The organism is Luteipulveratus flavus, assembly GCF_029439465.1.
Classification (GTDB): Bacteria; Actinomycetota; Actinomycetes; order Actinomycetales; family Dermatophilaceae; genus Luteipulveratus; species Luteipulveratus flavus.
Window position 1 is genome coordinate 72305 of the sequence record NZ_JAROAV010000024.1, and the last position, 22085, is coordinate 94389.

Consider the following 22085-nt stretch of genomic DNA (forward strand, 5'->3'; position numbering starts at 1 on the left):
GGCGCTCAGGCCTTCGCAGCCGTCACGTAGCGGTCGTAGCCCTCGGCCTCGAGGCGGTCGGCCAGCTCGGGGCCACCCTCCTCGGCGACCCGGCCGTCCACGAACACGTGCACGAAGTCGGGCTTGATGTACTGCAGGATCCGCGTGTAGTGCGTGATGAGCAGGACGCCGACGTCGGTCGACTCCTTCGCGCGGTTCACGCCCTCGGAGACGATGCGCAGCGCGTCGACGTCCAGGCCGGAGTCGGTCTCGTCCAGGACGGCGATCTGCGGCTGGAGCAGCTCCATCTGCAGGATCTCGTGGCGCTTCTTCTCACCACCGGAGAATCCCTCGTTGACGTTGCGCTCGGCGAACGCCGGGTCCATCCGCAGGTGCTCCATCGCACCCTTGACGTCCTTGACCCAGGTCCGCAGCTTCGGGGCCTCGCCGTCGATGGCGGTCTTGGCGGTCCGCAGGAAGTTCGAGACGGTGACGCCCGGCACCTCCACGGGGTACTGCATCGCCAGGAAGAGGCCGGCGCGGGCGCGCTCGTCGATCGCCATGGCCAGCACGTCCTCACCGTCCAGGGTGACGGTGCCGCTGGTCACGGTGTACTTCGGGTGACCGGCGATGGAGTACGCCAGGGTCGACTTGCCCGAGCCGTTCGGGCCCATGATCGCGTGGGTCTCACCCGACCGGACGGTCAGGTTGACGCCCTTGAGGATCTCCTTGGTGCCACCCTCGACGTCGACAGAGACGTGCAGGTCGCGAATCTCCAGTGTTGCCATGTCTTCTCGTTCCTTCAGCTCAGAGTGTTCTCGGGGGTCAGCGCGACGAGCACGTCGTCGCCCTCGACCCGGACGGCATAGACGGCGATGGGCTGGGTGGCGGGCAGACCGGTCGGCTCGCCCGTGCGCAGGTCGAAGCGCGACCCGTGCAGCCAGCACTCCACGGTGCAGCCGTCGACCTCGCCCTCCGACAGCGACACGTTCGCGTGGCTGCAGGTGTCGTCGACCGCGTGCACGGTGCCCTCGGCGTCGACCACGAGGGCGACGCGGTTGCCCTCGATGTCGGCGAGGGCGGCGCCCTCCTTCTCGGGCAGCTCGCCGCGGGCGCAGACCCGGACGAAGCCCTCGGTGGTCACGGCGTTCTCGGTCACGTCACTCCCCCGCCTGGGCGAGCTCGACCTCGATGGCCTGCATGACCGTCTCGACGACCTCCGGGACGCCGATCTTGCCGACGACGTCGGCGAAGAAGCCCCGCACGACCAGGCGTCGCGCCTCGATCTCCGGGATACCGCGGGCCATCAAATAGAACAGCTGCTCGTCGTCGAAGCGGCCCGTGGACGAGGCGTGCCCGGCGCCGGCGATCTCGCCGGTCTCGATCTCCAGGTTCGGGACCGAGTCGGCGCGCGCACCGTCGGTGAGGACGAGGTTGCGGTTGAGCTCGTAGGTCTCGATGCCCTCGGCCTCGGCGCGGATCAGCACGTCGCCGACCCACACGGTGTGGGCGGTCTCGCCCTGCAGCGCGCCCTTGTAGGTCACCAGAGACGTACAGGTCGGGGCGTTGTGGTCGACGAAGGAGCGGTGCTCCAGGTGCTGGCCCGCGTCGGCGAAGTACACCCCGAGGAGCGTGGCGTCGCCGCCCGGACCGTCGTACCGGACGTTGGTGTTGACCCGGACGATGCCGCCACCGAGGGTGACGACGATGTGCCGGTACGTCGCGTCCCGGCCGACCAGCGCGTCGTGCTGACCCAGGTGGTTGGCATCGTCGTCCCAGCGCTGCAGCGAGACCACCGTGAGGTGGGCTCCCTCGCCGACGATCGCCTCGAGGTTGCCCACGTGGTCGGCCGAGCCGGTGTGGTCCAGGATGACCAGCGCCTTGCTGTGCCGGCCCGCCTCGATCACGTGGTGCGCGTTGCTGCGGCGGCCGGCGCCGTTGCCGTGCACGTCGATCCGCAGCGGGTCGGCGATCTCCTGCTCCACCGGGATCTGCACGTGCAGGGCTTCCGGCGTGTTGGCGGAGCCGACCACCGCGGCGCGGTCGGCCGGCGTGAAGGCCGTACCGCGCGGGGCCTGGCCCGGCGCGAGCGGCTCACCGACGAGCGACCCGAGGGAGGACACGTCGAACGTCGCGGCGTGGTCGTCGGTCGGCTCGTCGGACAGCAGCGCGCTCAACCGGTCGACCGGGGTGAAGCGCCACTCCTCCTCACGACCGCTCGGGACCGGGAAGTCGGCGACCTCGTGGGAGGTCGTGCGCTCGGCGCGCGACTGGTCCGGGATGACCGCACCACTGGCGGCGGCGCCAGGATCGGTGTGGGTCTTGGCGTCAGGCGTCAGCAACGACATCAGCCGACGGCTCCTTCCATCTGCAGCTCAATGAGGCGGTTCAGCTCGAGGGCGTACTCCATGGGCAGCTCGCGCGCGATCGGCTCGACGAAGCCGCGCACGATCATCGCCATGGCCTCCTCCTCGGTGAGGCCGCGGCTGCGCAGGTAGAACAGCTGGTCCTCACTGACCTTGGAGACGGTGGCCTCGTGACCCATCTGCACGTCGTCCTCGCGGACGTCGACGTACGGGTAGGTGTCCGAGCGGCTGATCTGGTCGACCAGCAGCGCGTCGCAGACCACGCTGGACTTCGATCCGCTGGCACCCTCGAGGATCTGCACGAGACCGCGGTAGGACGTGCGGCCACCGCCACGCGCCACCGACTTGCTCACGATGGTCGAGCTGGTGTTGGGCGCGGCGTGCACCATCTTGGACCCGGCGTCCTGGTGCTGGCCCTCGCCGGCGAACGCGATCGAGAGGGTCTCACCCTTGGCGTGCTCGCCGAGCAGGAAGACGGCGGGGTACTTCATCGTGACCTTGGAGCCGATGTTGCCGTCGATCCACTCCATCGTCGCGCCCTCCTCGCAGGTGGCGCGCTTGGTGACGAGGTTGTACACGTTGTTCGACCAGTTCTGGATCGTGGTGTACCGCACCCGGGCGTTCTTCTTCACGACGATCTCGACGACGGCCGAGTGCAGCGAGTCCGACTTGTAGATCGGCGCGGTGCAGCCCTCGACGTAGTGCACGTACGAGCCCTCGTCGGCGATGATCAGCGTCCGCTCGAACTGGCCCATGTTCTCGGTGTTGATCCGGAAGTAGGCCTGCAGCGGGATGTCGACGTGGACGCCCTTCGGCACGTAGATGAACGAGCCACCGGACCACACCGCGGTGTTGAGCGCGGCGAACTTGTTGTCACCGGCGGGGATGACCGAGCCGAAGTACTCCTTGAAGAGGTCCTCGTGCTCGCGCAGGCCGGTGTCGGTGTCGACGAAGATGACACCCTTCTCCTCCAGGTCCTCGCGGATCTGGTGGTAGACGACCTCCGACTCGTACTGAGCGGCGACGCCGGCGACGAGACGCTGCTTCTCCGCCTCCGGGATACCGAGCTTGTCGTAGGTGTTCCGGATGTCCTCGGGCAGGTCCTCCCAGGAGGCGGCCTGCTTCTCGGTGGACTTCACGAAGTACTTGATGTTCTGGAAGTCGATGCCCGTGAGGTCGCTGCCCCAGGTCGGCATGGGCTTCTTGCCGAACAGCCGCAGCGCCTTCTGCCGGAGCGCGCTCATCCACTCCGGCTCGTTCTTACGACCAGAGATGTCGGCCACGACCTCGGGTGACAGGCCACGCTTCGCGGAGGCGCCGGCAGTGTCGCTGTCGGCCCAGCCGTACTCGTAGCGGCCGAGGTCCTTCAGGCCGGGGTTGAGCTCTTCGATGGTGCTCATCGAGGATCCCTTTCTGCTGTGTCGGGAGAGGTCGTGCTGCTGCCCGGCGCGCGGGGCACCGTGGGCAGGGGGATGAAGGTGGTGCAGACGTGGTCGCCGTGGGCCAGCGACGCAAGCCTCTGTACGTGAACGCCGAGCAGGTCGGAGAACATTTCCGCCTCCGCCTCGCACAGCTGCGGGAACTGCGCAGCGACGTCGCGCACCGGGCAGTGGCCCTGGCACAGCTGGACGCCGGCGAGCGGGGTCCCGGTCGCGACCGGGCGGGTGGATGCGGCGTACCCCTCGCGGCGCAGGCCGGTCGCCAGGGCCTCGGTGCGCAGAGCGACGTCGTCCCCGGCCGCCTCGACGTCGCGCGCCAGCCGCTGGGCCACCTCGCGAGCCCGCTGCTGCGCGTACGCGGTGACCGCGCCCGGACCTGCGTGCTCGGCGAGGAACCGCAGGACGTCGGCGGCCAGGACGTCGTAGTCCTCCCGCAGGTCCGCGTGACCGGCCTCGGTGAGCACGTACGCCCGGGCGGGGCGGCCGCGGCGCCGGGCGCCGGTGACGGCCTTCTCGTGCTCCTCCAGCAGACCGGCGTCGGCCAGGCAGTCCAGGTGCCGGCGGACGGCGGCGGGGGTCAGCCCGAGGCGCGCTGCCAGCTCCGCGGCGGTGATGGGACCGTGCTCGGACACCGCCTGCTTGACCCGGTCGCGCGTCCCCGTCTCCAGGCCGCCGCGCGCAGCGACATGCCCCGCGACGGGTGCAGAACCCGCCGTGGACTGGCTGCGCGACAAAATCACAACACCAGTGTGACCTAATTGCCTGGGAGCCTCCAGGAAGGGTGGCCTAACCGCTGTTCCGGGCGGTCGGAGGCCTCAGCACAGGTTGCCGAGCAGCCCTTGCTGCTGCTTGACCAGCAGCACGCTGTACGCCGCGTCGTTGACCCGCGCGTTCCACCAGGCACTGATCCGGGCGATGCTCACGACGTGGTCGTACATCGCCGCCACGACCGACGGATCGGCCGACCCGAGGACCAGGTCCACTCCGGCGGCGAGAGCGTTCTGGGCCCGCAGCGCCGGTGTCCATGGTGTCATCGCCCTCGCGCTGGAGACGTCGTCGGTCATCACCAGGCCGCCGTAACCCAGGCTGCCCTTGAGGAGGTCCGTCACCACCGGACCGGAGAAGACGGCGGGGTTCGCGCGGTCGATCAGGTCGTAGTACGCCGAGGACACCATGATCGTCGACACGTGCTGAGCGATGGCGTTCTTGAACGGGTTGACGGACGCGCCGTTCCTGGCCACCCACGAGTCGTGGACGTTGCTCGTGGTGTCGGTGTTCGCCTTGACCTGCCCCAGGGAAGGGAAGTGCTTGGCCGTGGTGGCGACGCCCCGGCTCTGCATCCCGCGGATGACGGCGCCCGAGCTGACGGACACCCCCGAGGTGTAGTGGCTGTACTCGCGGTCGTAGGACCCGATCGGCGGGTTGTACCAGCCCGGGGGCACGGTGTCCGCGACCGGCGCGAGGTTCATGTTGACCCCGACGTCGCGCAGCTGGGTCGCCCACGTCGCGGCGTTGGCCTGCTCCGTCGCAGCGCTCGACCCACCCTGCACCAGGGCCGTCGGGATGCGGGTGAAGCCGCTGCCCTGCAGCACCTGGACGGCGCCGCCCTCCTGGTCGGTGCTGATCAGCAGCGGCGTGCTCGAGGTGCTGGAGCTGGTCACTCGTGCCCGCAGTGCGGCCGTCGTGGCCTTGGGCGCCGCCGTGCCGCCGGTGCTGCGCCCCGACAGGAACGCGTTGCCGATGTGCCGGGTGGTGATCAGGCCGAGCGTCGTGCTGCTCGCGGCGGTGGCCGGGGTCCCCGCCATGAAGACCTGACCCGCGCGTTGCTCCAAGGTCATCCGGCGCAGCATCGTCAGGGCGGTGCACGTGCCCGCCGCCGTGGTCGTCGTCGCAGGCCCCGAGGCGGATGCCGCGGGCGTCAGGGTCGCCGCGGCGACCAGCCCGACGGCTGCGGCGGCCAACGTCGTCCTCCCTCGGTGCTGCGCGTGCCCTCGTCCTGCTGAGCTGCTCATGATGACCCCTCGTTCGAGCGTCCGTCCTCTTCGGAGGACGTCTCTTCACACTCGCACGTTGCCGCCGCGATGTCCTTCGGTCAGCGATACGAATACCCGTCGGTTCGGACCCTTCCGTTCACGGACCTACACTTGACGTTCGTGACCGAGACCGTTGTCGTGCGCGACCTGCACCACCGGTACGGCACGACTCCGGCGCTCGACGGCATGAGCTGGTCCGCCCGGGCCGGTGCCGTGACCGCCGTTCTCGGACCCAACGGCGCCGGGAAGACCACCACGATCGAGATGGCCGAGGGCCTGCGCCGCCCGGATGCCGGCGAGATCCGCGTCCTCGGGACCGACCCCTGGCAGGCATCCGCGCAGCACCGCGCCCGCGTGGGCGTCATGCTGCAGGAGGGCGGGCTTCCCGGGGGTACCCGGCCGTCCCGGCTGCTGCGGCACCTCGCGCGCATGTACGCCTCCCCGGTCGAGGTCGATCCCCTCATGGACCGGCTCGGCATCACCGCCTTCGACCGGACGACGATGCGACGGCTGTCCGGCGGGCAGCGCCAGCGCGTCGCCCTGGCTGCCGCGCTGGTCGGTCGGCCCGAGGTGCTGTTCCTCGACGAGCCCACGGCCGGCCTGGACCCGCACGCCCGGCGGGACGTCTGGACCCTCGTCAAGGAGACCCGCGACAACGGCGTCACCGTCGTCGTGACCACGCACTCCTTCGAGGAGGCCGAGCGGCTCGCCGACCGCGTGGTCGTGCTGGCCCGCGGGCGCGTCGTGGCCGACGGCTCGGTCGCCGAGGTCGCTGGTGCCCACGGGCTCGAGCAGAGCTACTTCTCCCTCACCGAGGACGTCCGATGAGCGCCGCCGCTCCCCCGGCCACCCGGGTTCGCGCCCAGGCGGCGTTCGAGACCCGCACCCTGCTGACCAACGGCGAGCAGCTGCTGGTGTCCGTCCTGCTGCCGGCGCTCGCGCTGGTCGGGCTCGCGACGGCGTCCGTCCCCGACCTGGGCTCCGGTCGACGCATCGACCTCGCTGTGCCGGGCGTCCTCGCGCTCGCCGTGGTGTCGACGGCCTTCACCGGGCAGGCGATCGCCACGGGCTTCGACCGTCGGTACGGCCTGCTGCGACTCCTCGGCGTCACGCCCCTCGGTCCTCGCGGGCTCCTCGCCGGCAAGGCGGTCGCGGTCCTGTCCGTGATCGCCGTGCAGACCGTCCTGCTGGGCGGCCTCGGTCTCGCTCTGGGCTGGCGTCCGCACTGGAGCGGACTGCCCGCCGCCCTCCTGCTGATGGTCCTCGGCGCGTGGGCGTTCGTCGGCATCGCCCTCCTCCTCGCGGCGCGGCTGCGCTCCGAGGGCGTCCTCGCCCTGGCCAACCTGATCTGGGTTCTGCTGCTCCTCGGTGGCGGCCTGATCCTGCCCACCGACCGGCTGCCGGCCGCCGTACGCGGCGTCGTACGGCTGCTGCCCTCCGGCGCGCTCGGCGACGGGCTGCGCGCGGCGCTCGCCGGCAGCGGATCGGTGTGGCTGCCCCTCCTCGTCCTGCTCGTCTGGTCCCTCGCCTGCTCGGTGGTGCTCTCACATGTCTTCCGCTGGACTGACTGACCGGCCCGCGGCCGGTCCCTCCACGACGGGCGAGTCCCCTCGCGGGGTGCTCCCGACGCCGCAGGACCGGCCCACCAACCCCTGGCTGCGGCGGCTCTTCTGGATCAACCTCGTGGTCGAGGTCCTCATCGTCGTCACCGGCGGACTCGTCCGGCTCACCGGCAGCGGGCTGGGCTGTCCGACCTGGCCACGGTGCACTGACGCCTCCCTGACGCCGCAGCGGCACGAGGCACTGGGCATCCACACCTACATCGAGTTCGGCAACCGCACGCTCACCTCGGTCGTGGGCGGCGTCGCGCTCGCGCTGCTGATCGCGACCTGGCGCTGGGCGCCGCACCGCAAGGGTCTGCGGCTGCCGATCGCCCTGGTGCTGGTCGGCATCGCCGTCCAGGCGGTCGTGGGGGGCATCTCGGTGCGGATGGACCTGAACCCCGCCATCGTGGCCACCCACTTCCTCGTCTCGATGCTGCTGGTCATGGCGTCCGCCTGGCTGGTCTGGCGCGAGCGTGAAGGTGACGGCGCACCGGTGCCGGTCGTGCGGCGCGAGGTCCGTCTCCTCTCGTACGCGGTCGCCGCGCTGGCGCTCGTCATCCTGGTGCTCGGCACGATGGTCACCGGGTCGGGGCCGCACTCCGGCGACGCCGACGAGCCCGCCCGGCTCGGGATCGACCCGCGCACCATCTCCTGGCTGCACGCCGACACCGTCATGCTCTTCATCGGACTGGTGGTCGCCGTGCTGGTGGCCGTCCGCATCAGCACCGACGACCGGGTGGCGCGGCGCAGCTGGCTCGTCCTGCTCGGCGTGACCCTGGCCCAGGGCGCCGTCGGCTACACGCAGTACTTCACCGGGCTGCCCTGGGTGGTCGTGCTGGTGCACATGCTCGGCGCGTCACTGCTGGTGGTCGCCACGACGTGGGCCGTCCTGAGCCTGCGTCACCGTCCCGCCGCCTGACGCCGCCCACGCAGCATCTCTTCTCCTCGACCCCTCGCACCCCTGCGCGAATCTCGTCTACCCGGCACGCCATGCATGACCGGACAGACAGCTTTCGCGACTGGCTCCTGCGGCGAATCTCGTCTGTCCGGTGCGCCATGCACGGCCGGACAGACGGGTTTCGCGGGAGGGGGGAGGCTCCGTGGGGGTCGCCTCAGAGGGCGAAGTGCAGCAGGGGGTCGACCGCGACGCCGATGAACAGCAGCGTCAGGTAGCTGATCGAGTAGTGGAACAGCCGCATCGGCCGCAGCGCCGCTGAGGACGCCTGCGAGCGCGCCCGGGCGAGCAGCTTGTGCGCCTCGAGCAGGAAGACCGCGCCGCTCGCGACCGCGGTCAGCAGGTAGATCCAGCCCATGTCGCCGACGGGCACCAGCGCGAGCGAGGTCAGCACCGTGGCCCAGCCGTAGAGGACGACCTGGCGCGCGACGGCGACGTCCTTGGCGATCACCGGCAGCATGGGGACGCCGGCGTTGGCGTAGTCGTCGCGGAACCGCATCGACAGCGGCCAGTAGTGCGGCGGCGTCCAGAAGAACACGACCAGGAACAGGACCAGCGCCTCCCACGACAGGGAGTCGGTCACCGCAGACCAGCCGATGAGCACCGGCATGCACCCCGCCACGCCGCCCCAGACGATGTTCTGGGAGGTGCGCCGCTTGAGCAGCAAGGTGTAGAAGCCGACGTACAGAGCGTTCGCGGCGAGCGAAAGCGCGGCGGACAGCCAGTTGACCAGGAGGCCGAGCCAGAGGACCGAGACGACCCCGAGGACGACGCCGAAGATCAGCGCGTTGCGCGGTGCGATCGCACCCGTCGCGAGGGGACGGCCCTCGGTCCGGTGCATCTTGGCGTCGATGTCGCGGTCGAGGTAGCAGTTCAGCGTGTTGGCCGAACCGGCCGAGAGCGACCCGCCGATGAGCGTCGCCACGATCAGCCACACCTCGGGCACACCCTGCTCGGCGAGGAACATCACGGGGAAGGTCGTGACCAGCAGGAGCTCGATGATGCGCGGCTTGGTGAGCGAGACGTAGTCGGCGACCACCTGTCGTGGCGTGCGATCCCGCGGGGGTGCCCCCGGCGTACCCGTCGTCCCTCGTGCGGCTGCAGAGCGCGGCTCGATGGCGGTCACGGTGTCCTTCGGGGTGCTGGTGGGTAGAGGCCTGTCCGACGAGCTGTCGCTGCGGTGCCGCTACGACACGCTGTCGTCGACCGACAGTCTAGCCCGCGCCAGGGCACTCTCCCGCCGGGTGTCGCCTGCGGTCTAGGCTCGAAGCGAAACGCCGATGCTCGAGTGCGAAGGAGCCCTATCCGTGAGTCAGGACCAGCAGGAGAGCAGCGTGGGACAGCGTGACCCCAGCCTCGCCGCCCCCGTCGTCGAGAAGACCGGGTGGAACGACCTGGACCTGCGCGCGGTCGACACCGTGCGCGTCCTCGCCGCGGACGCGGTGCAGAAGGTCGGCAACGGCCATCCCGGGACCGCCATGAGCCTGGCGCCGCTGGCCTACCTCCTCTACCAGAAGGTCATGCGGATCGACCCGACCGACCCCGAGTGGTTCGGGCGCGACCGGTTCGTGCTGTCGTGCGGCCACTCCAGCCTCACCCAGTACATCCAGCTCTACCTCTCCGGCTACGACCTTGAGCTGGACGACCTGAAGTCCCTGCGGACGTGGGGCTCGAAGACGCCCGGCCACCCCGAGGTCCATCACACCAAGGGCGTCGACATCACGACCGGTCCGCTCGGGTCCGGCCTCGCCTCCGCCGTGGGCATGGCGATGGCGCAGCGCCGCCAGCGTGGGCTGTTCGACCCCGAGGCCGCGCCGGGCGAGAGCCCGTTCGACCACCACGTGTACGTCATCGCCTCCGACGGCGACATCATGGAGGGCGTCGCCTCCGAGGCGAGCTCGCTGGCCGGCCACCAGGAGCTCGGCAACCTCACCCTCGTCTACGACGAGAACTTCATCTCGATCGAGGACGACACCGACGTGTCCTTCTCCGAGGACGTCGCCAAGCGGTACGAGGCGTACGGCTGGCACACCCAGGTCGTCGACTGGCGCGCCTCCGCCGAGGACGGCGGCTACACCGAGGACGTCGATGCCCTGCTCGCGGCCGTCGAGGCGGCCGAGCGCGTCACCGACAAGCCGTCGATCGTGGTGCTGCGGACGATCATCGGCTGGCCGGCGCCGAACAAGCAGAACACCGGCAAGGCGCACGGGTCGGCCCTGGGCGACGACGAGGTGGCCGCCACCAAGAAGCTGCTCGGGTTCGACCCCGACAAGACCTTCGAGGTCGACGACGCTGTCCTCGCGCACACCCGCGAGGTCGCCGAGCGCGGCAAGCAGGCGCACGCCGAGTGGCAGCAGACGTACGACGCGTGGCGCTCGGCGCACCCCGAGCGGGCGGCGCTGCTGGATCGCATCCTGGAGCACCGGCTGCCGGACGGCTTCGAGGACGCGTTCCCGGTCTTCGAGGCCGATGAAAAGGGCATCGCGACCCGCGCCGCGTCGGGCAAGGTGCTCTCCGCGCTCGCGCCGGTCGTGCCCGAGCTGTGGGGTGGTTCCGCCGACCTCGCCGAGTCCAACAACACGACCATGGAGGGCGAGCCGAGCTTCGTGCCCGCCTCCAAGCAGACCAAGATGTGGGAGGGCGGCCCGTACGGTCGCACCCTGCACTTCGGCATCCGTGAGAACGCCATGGGCATGATCCTCAACGGCATCGCGCTGGAGGGCCTGACCCGACCGTACGGCGGCACGTTCCTGGTCTTCTCCGACTACATGCGTCCGGCCGTCCGGCTCGCCGCGATCCAGCAGCTGCCGGTCACCTACGTCTGGACCCACGACTCGGTCGGCCTGGGCGAGGACGGCCCGACGCACCAGCCGATCGAGCACCTCGCCGCACTACGCGCGATTCCCGGCCTCGACGTCGTCCGCCCGGCCGACGCCAACGAGACGGCCGTCGCCTGGCGCACGATCCTGGGCCACGTCGACCACCCGGCCGGTCTCGCCCTCACCCGTCAGGCGGTGCCGACCCTGGACCGCACGGAGTACGCGTCGGCCGACGGCGTGGCCAAGGGTGCGTACGTGCTGGCCGACTCCGAGAAGGACACCCCGGACGTCATCCTCATCGGCACGGGCTCGGAGCTGAGCCTCGCCGTCGAGGCGCGAAAGATCCTGAAGGACCAGGGCGTTGACGCCCGTGTGGTGTCGATGCCGTGCCGCGAGTGGTTCGACGGGCAGGACCAGTCCTACCGGGACGAGGTGCTGCCGCCGGCCGTGCGGGCGCGCGTCAGCGTCGAGGCGGCGACGCCGTTCGGCTGGCGCGAGATCGTCGGCGACGCAGGCCGCATCATCGGCATCGACCACTTCGGGGCCAGCGCGGACGCGAAGACCCTGTTCACGCAGTTCGGCTTCACCACGGACGCCGTGGTGCAGGCCGCCCAGGAGTCCATCACGGCAGCAGGAGGCAACTGACATGGCCACCACCAACCCGCGGATCAAGGCGCTGTCCGACGTCGGAGTGTCGATCTGGCTGGACGACCTGAACCGGCCGATGATCGGCTCGGGCGACCTGCAGAAGCTGATCGACGAGCAGGACGTCGTCGGAGTCACCACCAACCCGACGATCTTCGCGTCGGCGCTGAAGGACGGCACCGCGTACAACGACCAGGTCAAGCAGCTCGCGGACGGCGGTGCGACGGTCGACGAGGCGGTCTTCGCGATCACCACCGACGACGTCCGCAACGCGTGCGACGTCATGCGTCCGGTGTACGACGCGACCGACGGTCAGGACGGCCGGGTCTCGATCGAGGTCGACCCGCGCCTGGCCAAGGACACCGACGCCACCATCGAGTCCGCGAAGAAGCTGTGGGCCAGCGTCGACCGGCCCAACGTCATGATCAAGATCCCGGCCACCGTCGAGGGGCTTCCGGCCATCACCGCCGCTCTCGCCGAGGGCATCAGCGTCAACGTCACTCTGATCTTCAGCCTCGACCGCTACCGGGGTGTCATGAACGCGTTCCTGTCCGGGCTGGAGCAGGCTCGCCAGAACGGCAAGGACCTGTCCACGATCCGCTCGGTCGCCTCGTTCTTCGTCTCCCGGGTCGACAGCGAGATCGACAAGCGGCTGGACCAGATCGGTTCGGACGACGCCCAGCAGGTCAAGGGCAAGGCGGGCGTCGCGAACGCGCGGCTGGCCTACCAGGCGTACGAGGAGGTGTTCAGCACCTCCCGCTGGCAGACCCTGGCCGACGACGGTGCGCACGCCCAGCGTCCGCTGTGGGCCTCGACCGGCGTCAAGGACCCGGCCTACCCCGACACGCTCTACGTCGTGGAGCTCGCGGCACCCGACACCGTCAACACCATGCCGCCCAAGACGCTGGACGCGCTGGCCGACCACGGCGAGATCAAGGGCGACCAGGTCACGGGCCGGTACGACGAGGCCAAGCAGGTCCTCGACACCCTCGAGGGGCTCGGCGTCAGCTACGCCGACGTCGTGGAGGTGCTGGAGTCCGAGGGGGTCGAGAAGTTCGAGAAGTCCTGGGGAGAGCTGCTCGCGAGCGTCCAGGAAGAGCTGAGCACGGCCGCGGGCAACGCGGACTACGCGACCCAGGAGGCCTGAGTCGTGAACCACGTACCCGGGAGCTCGGTCGCCGTCGCCGCCTCGGGCGCGGCCGCCGACGCCGTGGAGGCGCACCTGGGCTCGCTGGTCGAGCAGAAGTTCGCCAGCAGGCTGTTCGCCCAGGACCACACCCTGTGGGGCTCGGCCGCCGAGGAGGAGTCGGCCAAGCGGCTCTCCTGGGTCGGGCTGGCACGGTCGTCCCGACCGCTGGTCGGCGAGATCGCCGCGATCCGGGACGACATGTCCTCCCGCGGCCTGGACCACGTGGTGCTGTGCGGCATGGGCGGCTCCTCGTTGGCGCCGGAGGTGATCTGTGCGACCGCAGGCGTGCCGCTGACCGTGCTGGACTCCTCGCAGCCCGACATGGTGCGCGCCGCCGTCGCGGACCGGCTGGACCGCACGGTCGTGGTCGTCTCGTCCAAGTCCGGCTCGACCGTGGAGACCGACAGCCAGCGACGCGTGTACGAGAAGGCGTTCACCGACGCCGGTATCGACCCGGCCGAGCGGATCGTGGTCGTCACCGACCCGGGCAGCCCGCTGGACGAGGAGGCGCGTTCCGCCGGCTACCGCGTCGTCAACGCCGACCCGCAGGTCGGTGGGCGCTACTCGGCGCTCACCGCGTTCGGGCTCGTGCCCAGCGGCCTGGCCGGCGCCGACGTCGAGGCGCTGCTGGACGAGGCCGAGGCGGTCACCGACGTCCTGGCTGCAGACGACGACGCGAACCCGGCGCTGCGTCTCGGCGCCGCGCTCGGAGGCACCTCGCCGCTGCGGAACAAGATCGTCATCCTGGCAGCCGGCTCCCCTATCGTCGGGTTCGCCGACTGGGCCGAGCAGCTGATCGCCGAGAGCACGGGCAAGGACGGCACCGGCCTCCTGCCCGTGGTCGTCGGTTCCGACCAGGACCCCGAGGTGCGGTGGCCGGCCGACGACGTCCTCCTGGTGCGTCTGGTGGACGACGAGGACGAGTCCCCCGCAGCCGACGGGGAGGCGTCGGTCTCGGTGGCCGGCGCACTCGGAGCGCAGCTGCTGCTGTGGGAGGCCGCGACCGCCGTCGCGGGCCGTCTGCTGGGCATCAACCCGTTCGACCAGCCCGACGTCGAGAGCGCCAAGCAGGCCGCGCGCGACCTGCTCAGCGGCGGCGCGGGTGGCGGCGAGGCCCCGGCGTTCACCGACGGGTCCGTCGAGGTCCGCGCCCTCGGCGGGGACGGCGGGTGGCTGGGTGAGGCGAAGACGGTCGACGACGCACTCCGGGCTCTGCTGGACCAGCTGCGCCATCACGGCTACGTCGCCGTGATGGCCTACCTGGACCGCATCGCCGACGCCGCCCTGGCGGACGTCCGGGTGCCGCTGGCTCTGGCGACCGAACGACCGGTCACCTTCGGCTGGGGCCCGCGGTTCCTGCACTCCACCGGGCAGTACCACAAGGGTGGGGCGCCCGAAGGGGTGTACCTCCAGATCACCACCACGCCTCGGGAGGACCTGCCGGTACCCGGTCGCGACTTCACCCTCGGGGACTTCATCGCTGCGCAGGCCGGCGGCGACGCCAAGGTCCTGGCCGAGCACGGTCGTCCCGTCCTGCGGCTGCACCTCACCGACCACGACGAGGGGCTGGCGCAGATCATGGAGGCCGTGAGCGCGCTGCGCGGGGGCGGAGCGGGTCGGTGAGCCCCGCCCGGGTTGCGCGCGGGCTCAACCCGCTGCGCCAGGTCGAGGACAAGCGGCTCCCCCGCATCGCCGGTCCGTGCGGCATGGTGCTGTTCGGCGTCACCGGCGACCTGGCGCGCAAGAAGCTGATGCCGGCGATCTACGACCTGTCCAACCGCGGTCTGCTGCCGCCCGGCTTCTCCCTCGTGGGATTCGCCCGCCGCGACTGGGAGGACCAGGACTTCGGCAAGATCGTCTACGACGCCGTCCGTCAGCACGCGCGCACCCCGTTCCGTGAGGACGTCTGGCGCAACCTCGCCGAAGGCTTCCGCTTCGTCCCCGGCACGTTCGACGACCCGGCGGCGTTCGACCTGCTCGCGCAGACGGTCGCCGAGCTGGACGAGACCCGGGGCACCGGCGGCAACCACGCGTTCTACCTGTCCATCCCGCCGGGCTTCTTCTCGGTCGTCTGCGAGCAGCTCGAGCGCAGCGGCCTGTCCAAGCCGGGCGAGGGGCAGTGGCGGCGCGTGGTGATCGAGAAGCCGTTCGGTCACGACCTGGCCAGCGCGCGCGAGCTGAACAGCATCGTCGAGGGCGTCTTCCCGCCGGACGCGGTCTTCCGCATCGACCACTACCTGGGCAAGGAGACCGTCCAGAATATCCTGGCGCTGCGCTTCGCCAACCAGATGTTCGAGCCCATCTGGAACTCCCACTACGTCGACCACGTGCAGATCACGATGGCCGAGGACATCGGCATCGCGGGCCGGGCCGGCTACTACGACGGAATCGGCGCCGCCCGGGACGTCATCCAGAACCACCTCCTGCAGCTGCTCGCCCTCACCGCCATGGAGCAGCCGAACTCCTTCGACGCGAACGACCTGCGCACGGAGAAGGAGAAGGTGCTGGCCGCCGTACGGCTGCCCAAGGACCTCGCCAGGTCCAGCGCGCGAGGTCAGTACGGCTCCGGCTGGCAGGGCAGCGAGCAGGTGATCGGCTACCACGAGGAAGACGGCATCGACCCGAAGTCCACCACGGAGACGTACGCCGCGCTCAAGCTGGAGGTGCACACCCGCCGCTGGGCGGGCGTCCCGTTCTACCTGCGCACCGGCAAGCGCCTCGGCAAGCGCGTCACCGAGATCGCCGTCGTGTTCAAGCGGGCGCCGCACCTGCCGTTCGCCGACACCGCGACCGAGGAGCTCGGTCAGAACGCCATCGTCATGCGGATCCAGCCGGACGAGGGCATCACGATGCGGTTCGGCTCCAAGGTCCCGGGCGCAGGGTCGATGGAGGTCCGCGACGTCACCATGGACTTCGGGTACGGCTCGGCGTTCAACCAGGCCAGCCCTGAGGCCTACGAACGCCTGATCCTCGACGTCCTGCTCGGGGACCCGCCGCTGTTCCCGCGGCACCAGGAGGTCGAGCTGTCCTGGCGCATCCTGGACCCCGTCGAGCAGTTCTGGTCCCGCAAGGGCCGGATCGAGACGTACGAGCCCGGAGGCTGGGGCCCGAGCTGTGCCGACCAGATGATGCGCCGTGACGGACGGACCTGGAGGATGCCGTGACCACCCCACTCAGTTCTTCGCTCGTTCCTCGCTCCGATACTGATCGGGGACCCCGGTGATCGTCGACCTGCCCAGCGCGAGCAGCCAGGACGTCAGCAAGAAGCTGGTGCGGCTGCGCAACCAGACCGGGGCCATGACCCTCGGTCGGGTGCTCACCCTCCTCATCGTCGCCGACGAGGCGGACGCCGACGCCGCGCTGGAGTCGGCCAGTGACGCGACCCGGCAGCACCCCAGTCGGATCATCGCGCTGATCCTGGGTAACAAGCGCGGGGCCAGCCGGCTGGACGCACAGATCCGGCTCGGCGGTGACGCCGGTGCCAGCGAGATCGTGGTGCTGCGGCTCTACGGCCCGCTGACCAACCACGGGCGCTCGGTGGTCACTCCCCTGCTCCTGCCCGACTCGCCCATCGTCGTCTGGTGGCCGGCGGAGTCGCCGAACGACATCAGCGCCTCCCCGATCGGTGCGATCGCCCAGCGGCGCATCACCGACTCCGCGACCGACAAGGCACCGCGCAAGGCGCTCCAGCGCCGCGCCCGGTCCTACGCGGACGGCGACACCGACCTGGCCTGGACCCGGCTCACGCGCTGGCGCGGCCTGCTCGCCGCCGCGCTCGACCAGGCGCCGTACGAGCCGGTCACCGAGGCGACCGTCACCGGTTCCTCCGACTCCCCGAGCACCGACCTGCTCGCGGGCTGGCTGGCCACCCGGCTGCGGTGCCCGGTCCAGCGTGCGCGTACCCGCCCGGGTCAGGGGATGGTGAGCGTGCGGCTGGAGCGGGCGAGCGGTCCCATCGACCTGGTCCGCACCGACGGCAGCATCGCGACCCTGACCCAGCCCGGCCAGCCCGTACGCCGGATCAACCTCGCCCGCATCAGCGACGCCGAGGCCCTCGCCGAGGAGCTGCGGCGCCTCGACCCCGACGAGGTGTACGAGGAGGCGCTCGTCCGGGGCCTGTCCGTGGTCGGAGCCAGCTCCATCACCGCCTCCCGGGCGGTAGCCGAGGGCGAGGCTCCTTCGCTCGACGAGGCCGAACGTGCCGGCCGCAAGGCGCAGCGGGAGGGCCGTCGGCTGACCGGCAGTGCCATGGTGGACGCGGAGCCCGCGCCGGCCCCCTCCTCCGAGGAGGAGGTCAAGCAGGCGTCCGCGCGACGGCTGGACCGGAAGAAAGCAGAGCGGGAGGGCGAGAGCGATGGCGCCTCCCGCCCCGCCAAGGGCTCCGGCACCGCGAAGAAGGCGGCAGGACGCTCGTCCGCGGCCCGGAAGTCCTCGTCGTGAGCGAGCCGTCGCCCGAGGTGCTGCGCCACCCCGACAAGCAGGCGACGGCCGACGCCGCCGCCGCACAGCTCGTCTCCACCCTGGCCACCGCCCAGCGCGAGGGACGCGAGCCGCAGGTCGCCCTGACCGGCGGGTCGATGGGTTCGGCGATCATCGCCTCGGTCCTCGCCCGGCCCGACCACGCCGACGTCGACTGGTCCCGGGTCACCGTCTGGTGGGGCGACGAGCGCTATCTCCCCGCCGGCGACGCCGAACGGAACGACACCCAGAACGACGCCGCGGGCCTGGGCTCCCTCGGTATGGACCCCGCGAGGGTGCACCGGGTCGACGGGCCTGACCGGGCCGCCTCGGTGGAGGCCTCCGCGCAGGCGTACGGCGACCTGATCCGGCAGGAGGGCGGCGGCGAGTTCGAGGTCGTGATGTTCGGCGTCGGACCCGACGGGCACATCGCCTCGCTCTTCCCGCACCACCCTGCGCAACGGGTCTTCGACCGGATCGCCGTCGCGGTCCACGACTCCCCCAAGCCGCCGCCGGACCGGGTGACCCTGACCTTCGAGGCGCTCAACCACGCTCGAGAGGTGTGGTTCCTCGTCGCCGGTGAGGACAAGGCGCAGGCCGTCGCCGCCGCCCTGGCCCCCGGCGCGGACCGCTGGGACGTCCCGGCGAGCGGTGTCTCGGGCGGGACGGCGACTCGCTGGTTCGTCGACGAGGCCGCCGCCGCCGACCTGCCCTGAGCTCGTCCGGACAGCAACGAGGCCCGGAGACCAGCTGGTCACCGGGCCTCGTTCCGTGCTCGTGCTCTCAGGTGATGAGGCCGCGCGAACGGAGGCTCTCGAGGGCCTCGTCGAGGATGACGGCGCCCTCCTCGTCGCTGCGACGCTCCTTCACGTACGCCAGGTGCGTCTTGTACGGCTCCACGCGCGGGGGCGCGGGCGGGTTCTGCTGGTCCTGGCCCGCGGGGAAGCCGCAGCGCGGGCAGTCCCACTGCTCGGGGACGCTCAGACCGGGCTCCTCCGCGAAGCTCGGTCGCGTCTCGTGCCCGTTGGAGCACCAGTAGGAGACGACGACCCGGGGTGCCGCCTCGCCGCGCTCGGCCTCGCCCATGGGGCCTGCGCCGACTCGGCTGCCACGAATAGCGTTGCCACCGGCCACGTTGGATCTCTCCTCGTTGTCAGTTGGGGGTTGGAGCTCAGGCGAACCGCTCGACCAGACCGAGCCCGATGATGGTCAGGGCCCAGAGCAGGCCGACGCCGACCGTGATGCGGTTGAGGTTGCGCTCGGCGACCGACGAGCCACCGAGACTGCTGGACACGCCGCCACCGAACATGTCGGAGAGGCCGCCGCCCTTGCCCTTGTGCATGAGGATCAGCATGACCAGGAACAGTCCACTGATGATCAGCAGCACCTGAAGGGCGATGCGTACCACGTCCACGAACTTCACCTTACGACGTCTGGACAGAACGGGCAGAGAGGCCGAGATGGCCATCCGCTACAGATTACAGGAGCCGCGGCGCCCGACCGGACAAGCGGGGGCACGCGGTGGTGACCCCGCCTCGTACCGGCGGGGTCACCACGGCGGTCACGCGGTCAGATGACTGCGGTAGCGGCAGATCGACGCGAACTCGGCCGGGTCGGTCGAGGCGCCACCGACCAGGGCGCCGTCGACGTCCTCCTGGTTCATGATCGCCGCGACGTTGCCGGCCTTCACGCTGCCTCCGTAGAGCACGCGCACACCGGCCGCGAGCTCCTCGTCGTACAGCGTCGCCAGGCGCGCTCGGATCGCCGAGCACACTTCCTGGGCGTCCTCGGGGGTCGCGACCTCACCGGTGCCGATGGCCCACACGGGCTCGTAGGCGACGACCACGGACGTGGCCTGCTCGGCGGCCAGACCGTCCAGCGCCGCGTCGAGCTGCGCCACGACGTGCGGGACGTGCTCGCCGGCCTGCCGGACCTCCAGCGCCTCACCGACGCACAGGATCGGCGTCAGGCCGTGCTTGTACGCGGCCTGCACCTTCAGCCGGACGACCTCGTCGGTCTCCTGGTGGTACTGCCGGCGCTCGCTGTGCCCGACGACGACGTAGGTGCAGCCGAGCTTGGCCAGGAACGTGCCGGAGACCTCGCCGGTATAGGCGCCGCTGTCGTGCACCGACAGGTCCTGCGCACCCAGCCGGATCTTCAGCTTGTCGCCGTCGATGAGGGTCTGCACGGTCCGCAGGTCGGTGAACGGCGGCAGCACCGCCACCTCCACCGCGCCGAAGTCGTGCCGACCGTCACGCAGCGTCCAGTCCAGCTTCTGGACCAGATGAGCCGCCTGGAGGTGGTCCAGGTTCATCTTCCAGTTGCCCGCCATCAGGGGGGTACGGGCCACGGCTCAGTCCTCCAGCACGGCGAGACCCGGCAGGGTCTTGCCCTCGAGGTACTCCAGGCTGGCGCCGCCGCCGGTGGAGATGTGGGTGAAGCCGTCCTCCGGGAAGCCCAGCGCGCGGACCGCAGCAGCGGAGTCACCGCCGCCGACGACCGTGACCGCTCCGTCCGCCGTCGCCTCGACCAGGGCCTGCGCGAGCACCTTCGTGCCGTCGGCGTACGGCGCCATCTCGAACGCGCCCATCGGGCCGTTCCAGAACACCGTGCGCGCGGACCGGACCTTGTCGGCGAACAGGCGCGCCGACTCCGGACCGATGTCGAGCCCCATCCGGTCGGCCGGGATGCGATCCGCAGGTACGACGTCGTGGTCGGCGTCCGCGGAGAACGCGTCCGCCGCGACGACGTCGACCGGCAGGACGATGTCGACACCGCGGTTCTCCGCGTCGGCGAGGTAGCCCTTCACCGTGGCGACCTGGTCCTGCTCCAGCAGGCTCTTGCCGACCTCGTGGCCCTGGGCCGCGAGGAAGGTGAACGCCATGCCGCCGCCGATCAGCAGCATGTCGGCGGTCTTGAGCAGGTTCTCGATCACGCCGAGCTTGTCGCTGACCTTCGCCCCGCCGAGCACGACGGCGTACGGCCGGCGCGGCTTGGTGAGCTGCTGCAGCACCTCGACCTCGGTGATGACCAGACCGCCGGCGGCCTGCGGGAGCCGCTCGGCGACGTCGTAGACGCTGGCCTGCTCGCGGTGCACGACACCGAAGCCGTCGCTGACGAACACGTCCGCGAGCGAGGCGAGCTGATCGGCGAACGCGGCCCGGTCGTCGGCGGACTTGGCGGTCTCGCCGGGGTTGAACCGCAGGTTCTCCAGCAGCGCGACCTGCCCGTCCTCCAGGCTGTCGACGACGGCCTGTGCGGAGTCACCGACGGTGTCCTGGGCGAACGCGACCGGGCTGCCGAGCAGCTCGCCGAGCCGCTCGCCGACCGGCTTGAGCGAGTACTTCGCCTCCGGCTCACCCTTCGGGCGACCGAGGTGGGCGCACACGATGACCCGGGCGCCACGCTCGGTGAGGACCTTGATGGTCGGCACCGAGGCACGCACCCGGCCGTCGTCGGTGATGGCGCCGGAGTCGTCGAGCGGGACGTTGAGGTCGCTGCGCAGCAGGACCCGCTTCCCCGACAGGTCGCCGAGGTCGTCGATCGTGCGCATCCGGCTCACAGGTCCTTGCCGACGAGCGCGACGAGGTCGACGAGGCGGTTGGAGTAGCCCCACTCGTTGTCGTACCAGCCGACGACCTTGACCTGGTTGCCGATGACCTTGGTGAGGCCGGCGTCGAAGATGCAGGACGCCGGGTCGGTCACGATGTCGGAGGAGACGATCGGGTCCTCGGTGTAGCGCAGGTAGCCCTTCAGCGGGCCCTCGGCGGCCTTCTTCACCGCGGCGTTGACCTCCTCGACGGTGGTCTCGCGACCCGCCTCGAAGGTGAGGTCGGTGGCCGAGCCGGTGGGCACCGGGACGCGCAGGGCGTAGCCGTCGAGCTTGCCCTTCAGGTCGGGGAGCACCAGGCCGATGGCCTTGGCGGCGCCGGTCGAGGTCGGGACGATGTTCAGGGCGGCGGCGCGGGCACGGCGCAGGTCCTTGTGCGGGCCGTCCTGCAGGTTCTGGTCCTGGGTGTAGGCGTGGATCGTCGTCATCAGGCCCTTGACGATGCCGAACTCGTCGTTCAGCGCCTTGGCCATCGGGCCGAGGCAGTTGGTGGTGCAGGAGGCGTTGCTGATGACGGTGTGCGTGCTGCCGTCGTAGTCGCCGTCGTTGACGCCCATGACGATGGTGACGTCCTCGTTCTTCGCGGGCGCGGAGATGATGACCTTCTTGGCGCCGCCGTCGACGTGCACCTTGGCCTTCTCGGCGTCGGTGAAGATGCCGGTGGACTCGATGACGACGTCCGCGCCCAGCTCGCCCCACGGCAGCTGGGACGGGTCCTTCTCGGCGAACGCCTTGAACGTCCGGCCACCGGCGGTGATGTCGGTGTCGGTCGAGGTGACCTCACCGTCGAAGCGGCCGAGGATCGAGTCGTACTTCAGCAGGTGCGCGAGGGTGGCGTTGTCGGTCAGGTCGTTGACGCCGACCACCTCGATGTCGGCACCCGAGGCCACCGCGGCCCGGAAGAAGTTACGGCCGATCCGGCCGAATCCATTGATACCCACGCGAACGGTCACGAGACCAAGCCCTTCTCTAGCGGAAGTCCGCTGTC

Annotated in this window: 21 protein-coding genes; 9 read left to right on the top strand and 12 right to left on the bottom strand. The window is 70.7% G+C overall.

Going from position 1 to position 22085, the window contains the following annotated elements; all coding sequences use genetic code 11:
• Positions 1-5 precede the first annotated feature (5 nt).
• From sufC to P4R38_RS07290, 6 genes are all read right to left on the bottom strand, one after another.
• Positions 6-767: a Fe-S cluster assembly ATPase SufC gene (sufC, locus tag P4R38_RS07265; protein ID WP_275236945.1), complete on the bottom strand. Its 762-nt coding sequence runs from the start codon at positions 765-767 to the stop codon at positions 6-8.
• 14 nt (positions 768-781) lie between these two features.
• A complete protein-coding gene (locus tag P4R38_RS07270) occupies positions 782-1138 on the bottom strand; it encodes a non-heme iron oxygenase ferredoxin subunit (protein ID WP_275236946.1) in 357 nt (118 codons plus the stop codon).
• A gap of 1 nt (position 1139) precedes the next feature.
• Positions 1140-2327 carry a Fe-S cluster assembly protein SufD gene (gene sufD, locus P4R38_RS07275; protein ID WP_277191641.1) on the bottom strand — a complete coding sequence of 396 codons (1188 nt, stop codon included), beginning with the start codon at positions 2325-2327 and terminating at the stop codon, positions 1140-1142.
• Positions 2327-3745 carry a Fe-S cluster assembly protein SufB gene (gene sufB / locus P4R38_RS07280; protein WP_277191643.1) on the bottom strand — a complete coding sequence of 473 codons (1419 nt, stop codon included), beginning with the start codon at positions 3743-3745 and terminating at the stop codon, positions 2327-2329. The genes sufD and sufB overlap by 1 nt, the downstream gene beginning before the upstream one ends.
• Positions 3742-4524, bottom strand: coding sequence for a helix-turn-helix transcriptional regulator (locus P4R38_RS07285; protein WP_346770747.1), 783 nt, complete (start codon positions 4522-4524; stop codon positions 3742-3744). Before P4R38_RS07285 ends, sufB begins: the two co-directional genes overlap by 4 nt.
• Positions 4525-4599: 75 nt before the next feature.
• The gene (locus P4R38_RS07290; RefSeq protein ID WP_277191645.1) at positions 4600-5796 is read right to left on the bottom strand and encodes a glycoside hydrolase family 3 N-terminal domain-containing protein; all 1197 of its coding nucleotides are present in this window, start codon (positions 5794-5796) and stop codon (positions 4600-4602) included.
• Positions 5797-5937: 141 nt separating this feature from the next.
• Between P4R38_RS07290 and P4R38_RS07295 the strand changes: the two genes are divergently transcribed.
• Genes P4R38_RS07295 through P4R38_RS07305 form a run of 3 tightly spaced genes read left to right on the top strand, consistent with a single transcriptional unit; the run spans position 5938 to position 8340 of the window.
• Positions 5938-6645: an ABC transporter ATP-binding protein gene (locus tag P4R38_RS07295; RefSeq protein WP_275236950.1), complete on the top strand. Its 708-nt coding sequence runs from the start codon at positions 5938-5940 to the stop codon at positions 6643-6645.
• Entirely contained in the window at positions 6642-7388 is a 747-nt protein-coding gene (locus P4R38_RS07300; protein WP_277191646.1) for an ABC transporter permease, read from the top strand. Before P4R38_RS07295 ends, P4R38_RS07300 begins: the two co-directional genes overlap by 4 nt.
• Positions 7366-8340, top strand: coding sequence for a COX15/CtaA family protein (locus tag P4R38_RS07305; protein ID WP_277191647.1), 975 nt, complete (start codon positions 7366-7368; stop codon positions 8338-8340). The genes P4R38_RS07300 and P4R38_RS07305 overlap by 23 nt, the downstream gene beginning before the upstream one ends.
• A 193-nt stretch (positions 8341-8533) precedes the next feature.
• On the opposite strand, the gene P4R38_RS07310 is transcribed toward P4R38_RS07305, so the two are convergent.
• A complete protein-coding gene (locus P4R38_RS07310) occupies positions 8534-9502 on the bottom strand; it encodes a heme o synthase (RefSeq protein ID WP_275236953.1) in 969 nt (322 codons plus the stop codon).
• 181 nt (positions 9503-9683) lie between these two features.
• Here P4R38_RS07310 and tkt point away from each other — a divergent pair, with 181 nt between their 5' ends.
• From tkt to pgl, 6 genes are read left to right on the top strand one after another with little or no spacing between them, the layout of a single operon-like run.
• Entirely contained in the window at positions 9684-11840 is a 2157-nt protein-coding gene (gene tkt / locus P4R38_RS07315; protein WP_277191649.1) for a transketolase, read from the top strand.
• A 1-nt stretch (position 11841) separates the two neighbouring features.
• Positions 11842-12987 (top strand): transaldolase, encoded by a 1146-nt coding sequence (tal, locus tag P4R38_RS07320; protein WP_275236955.1) that lies wholly within the window; start codon positions 11842-11844, stop codon positions 12985-12987.
• A 3-nt stretch (positions 12988-12990) separates the two neighbouring features.
• Positions 12991-14652: a glucose-6-phosphate isomerase gene (locus tag P4R38_RS07325; protein ID WP_277191651.1), complete on the top strand. Its 1662-nt coding sequence runs from the start codon at positions 12991-12993 to the stop codon at positions 14650-14652.
• Positions 14649-16193, top strand: coding sequence for a glucose-6-phosphate dehydrogenase (gene zwf, locus P4R38_RS07330; RefSeq protein WP_275236957.1), 1545 nt, complete (start codon positions 14649-14651; stop codon positions 16191-16193). The genes P4R38_RS07325 and zwf overlap by 4 nt, the downstream gene beginning before the upstream one ends.
• 55 nt (positions 16194-16248) lie before the next feature.
• Positions 16249-17469: a glucose-6-phosphate dehydrogenase assembly protein OpcA gene (locus tag P4R38_RS07335; protein WP_277191653.1), complete on the top strand. Its 1221-nt coding sequence runs from the start codon at positions 16249-16251 to the stop codon at positions 17467-17469.
• A complete protein-coding gene (gene pgl / locus P4R38_RS07340; protein ID WP_277191654.1) occupies positions 17466-18203 on the top strand; it encodes a 6-phosphogluconolactonase in 738 nt (245 codons plus the stop codon). The genes P4R38_RS07335 and pgl overlap by 4 nt, the downstream gene beginning before the upstream one ends.
• Before the next feature lie 67 nt (positions 18204-18270).
• On the opposite strand, the gene P4R38_RS07345 is transcribed toward pgl, so the two are convergent.
• The 5 genes from P4R38_RS07345 to gap form a co-directional block, all read right to left on the bottom strand.
• Entirely contained in the window at positions 18271-18621 is a 351-nt protein-coding gene (locus P4R38_RS07345) for an RNA polymerase-binding protein RbpA (protein WP_275236960.1), read from the bottom strand.
• Between the two features lie 37 nt (positions 18622-18658).
• Entirely contained in the window at positions 18659-18901 is a 243-nt protein-coding gene (gene secG, locus P4R38_RS07350) for a preprotein translocase subunit SecG (protein ID WP_275236962.1), read from the bottom strand.
• Positions 18902-19048: 147 nt separating this feature from the next.
• On the bottom strand, positions 19049-19819 hold the full coding sequence (tpiA, locus tag P4R38_RS07355) for a triose-phosphate isomerase (protein WP_277191819.1): 771 nt from the start codon (positions 19817-19819) through the stop codon (positions 19049-19051).
• A gap of 21 nt (positions 19820-19840) precedes the next feature.
• Positions 19841-21040, bottom strand: a complete 1200-nt coding sequence (locus P4R38_RS07360; RefSeq protein WP_275236964.1) for a phosphoglycerate kinase — start codon at positions 21038-21040, stop codon at positions 19841-19843.
• A 5-nt stretch (positions 21041-21045) separates the two neighbouring features.
• Positions 21046-22050, bottom strand: a complete 1005-nt coding sequence (gene gap / locus P4R38_RS07365) for a type I glyceraldehyde-3-phosphate dehydrogenase (protein ID WP_275236965.1) — start codon at positions 22048-22050, stop codon at positions 21046-21048.
• Between the last annotated feature and the right edge of the window lie 35 nt (positions 22051-22085).

What these genes read in the sequence shown, in the direction of transcription:
- sufD (WP_277191641.1), bottom strand. Translation starts at nt 2,327, where the DNA reads ATGTCGTTGCTGACGCCTGACGCCAAGACCCACACCGATCCTGGCGCC.
- sufB (WP_277191643.1), bottom strand. Translation starts at nt 3,745, where the DNA reads ATGAGCACCATCGAAGAGCTCAACCCCGGCCTGAAGGACCTCGGCCGC.
- sufC (WP_275236945.1), bottom strand. Translation starts at nt 767, where the DNA reads ATGGCAACACTGGAGATTCGCGACCTGCACGTCTCTGTCGACGTCGAG.
- P4R38_RS07360 (WP_275236964.1), bottom strand. Translation starts at nt 21,040, where the DNA reads ATGCGCACGATCGACGACCTCGGCGACCTGTCGGGGAAGCGGGTCCTG.
- tal (WP_275236955.1), top strand. Translation starts at nt 11,842, where the DNA reads ATGGCCACCACCAACCCGCGGATCAAGGCGCTGTCCGACGTCGGAGTG.
- tpiA (WP_277191819.1), bottom strand. Translation starts at nt 19,819, where the DNA reads ATGGCGGGCAACTGGAAGATGAACCTGGACCACCTCCAGGCGGCTCAT.
- P4R38_RS07290 (WP_277191645.1), bottom strand. Translation starts at nt 5,796, where the DNA reads ATGAGCAGCTCAGCAGGACGAGGGCACGCGCAGCACCGAGGGAGGACG.
- P4R38_RS07305 (WP_277191647.1), top strand. Translation starts at nt 7,366, where the DNA reads ATGTCTTCCGCTGGACTGACTGACCGGCCCGCGGCCGGTCCCTCCACG.
- P4R38_RS07300 (WP_277191646.1), top strand. Translation starts at nt 6,642, where the DNA reads ATGAGCGCCGCCGCTCCCCCGGCCACCCGGGTTCGCGCCCAGGCGGCG.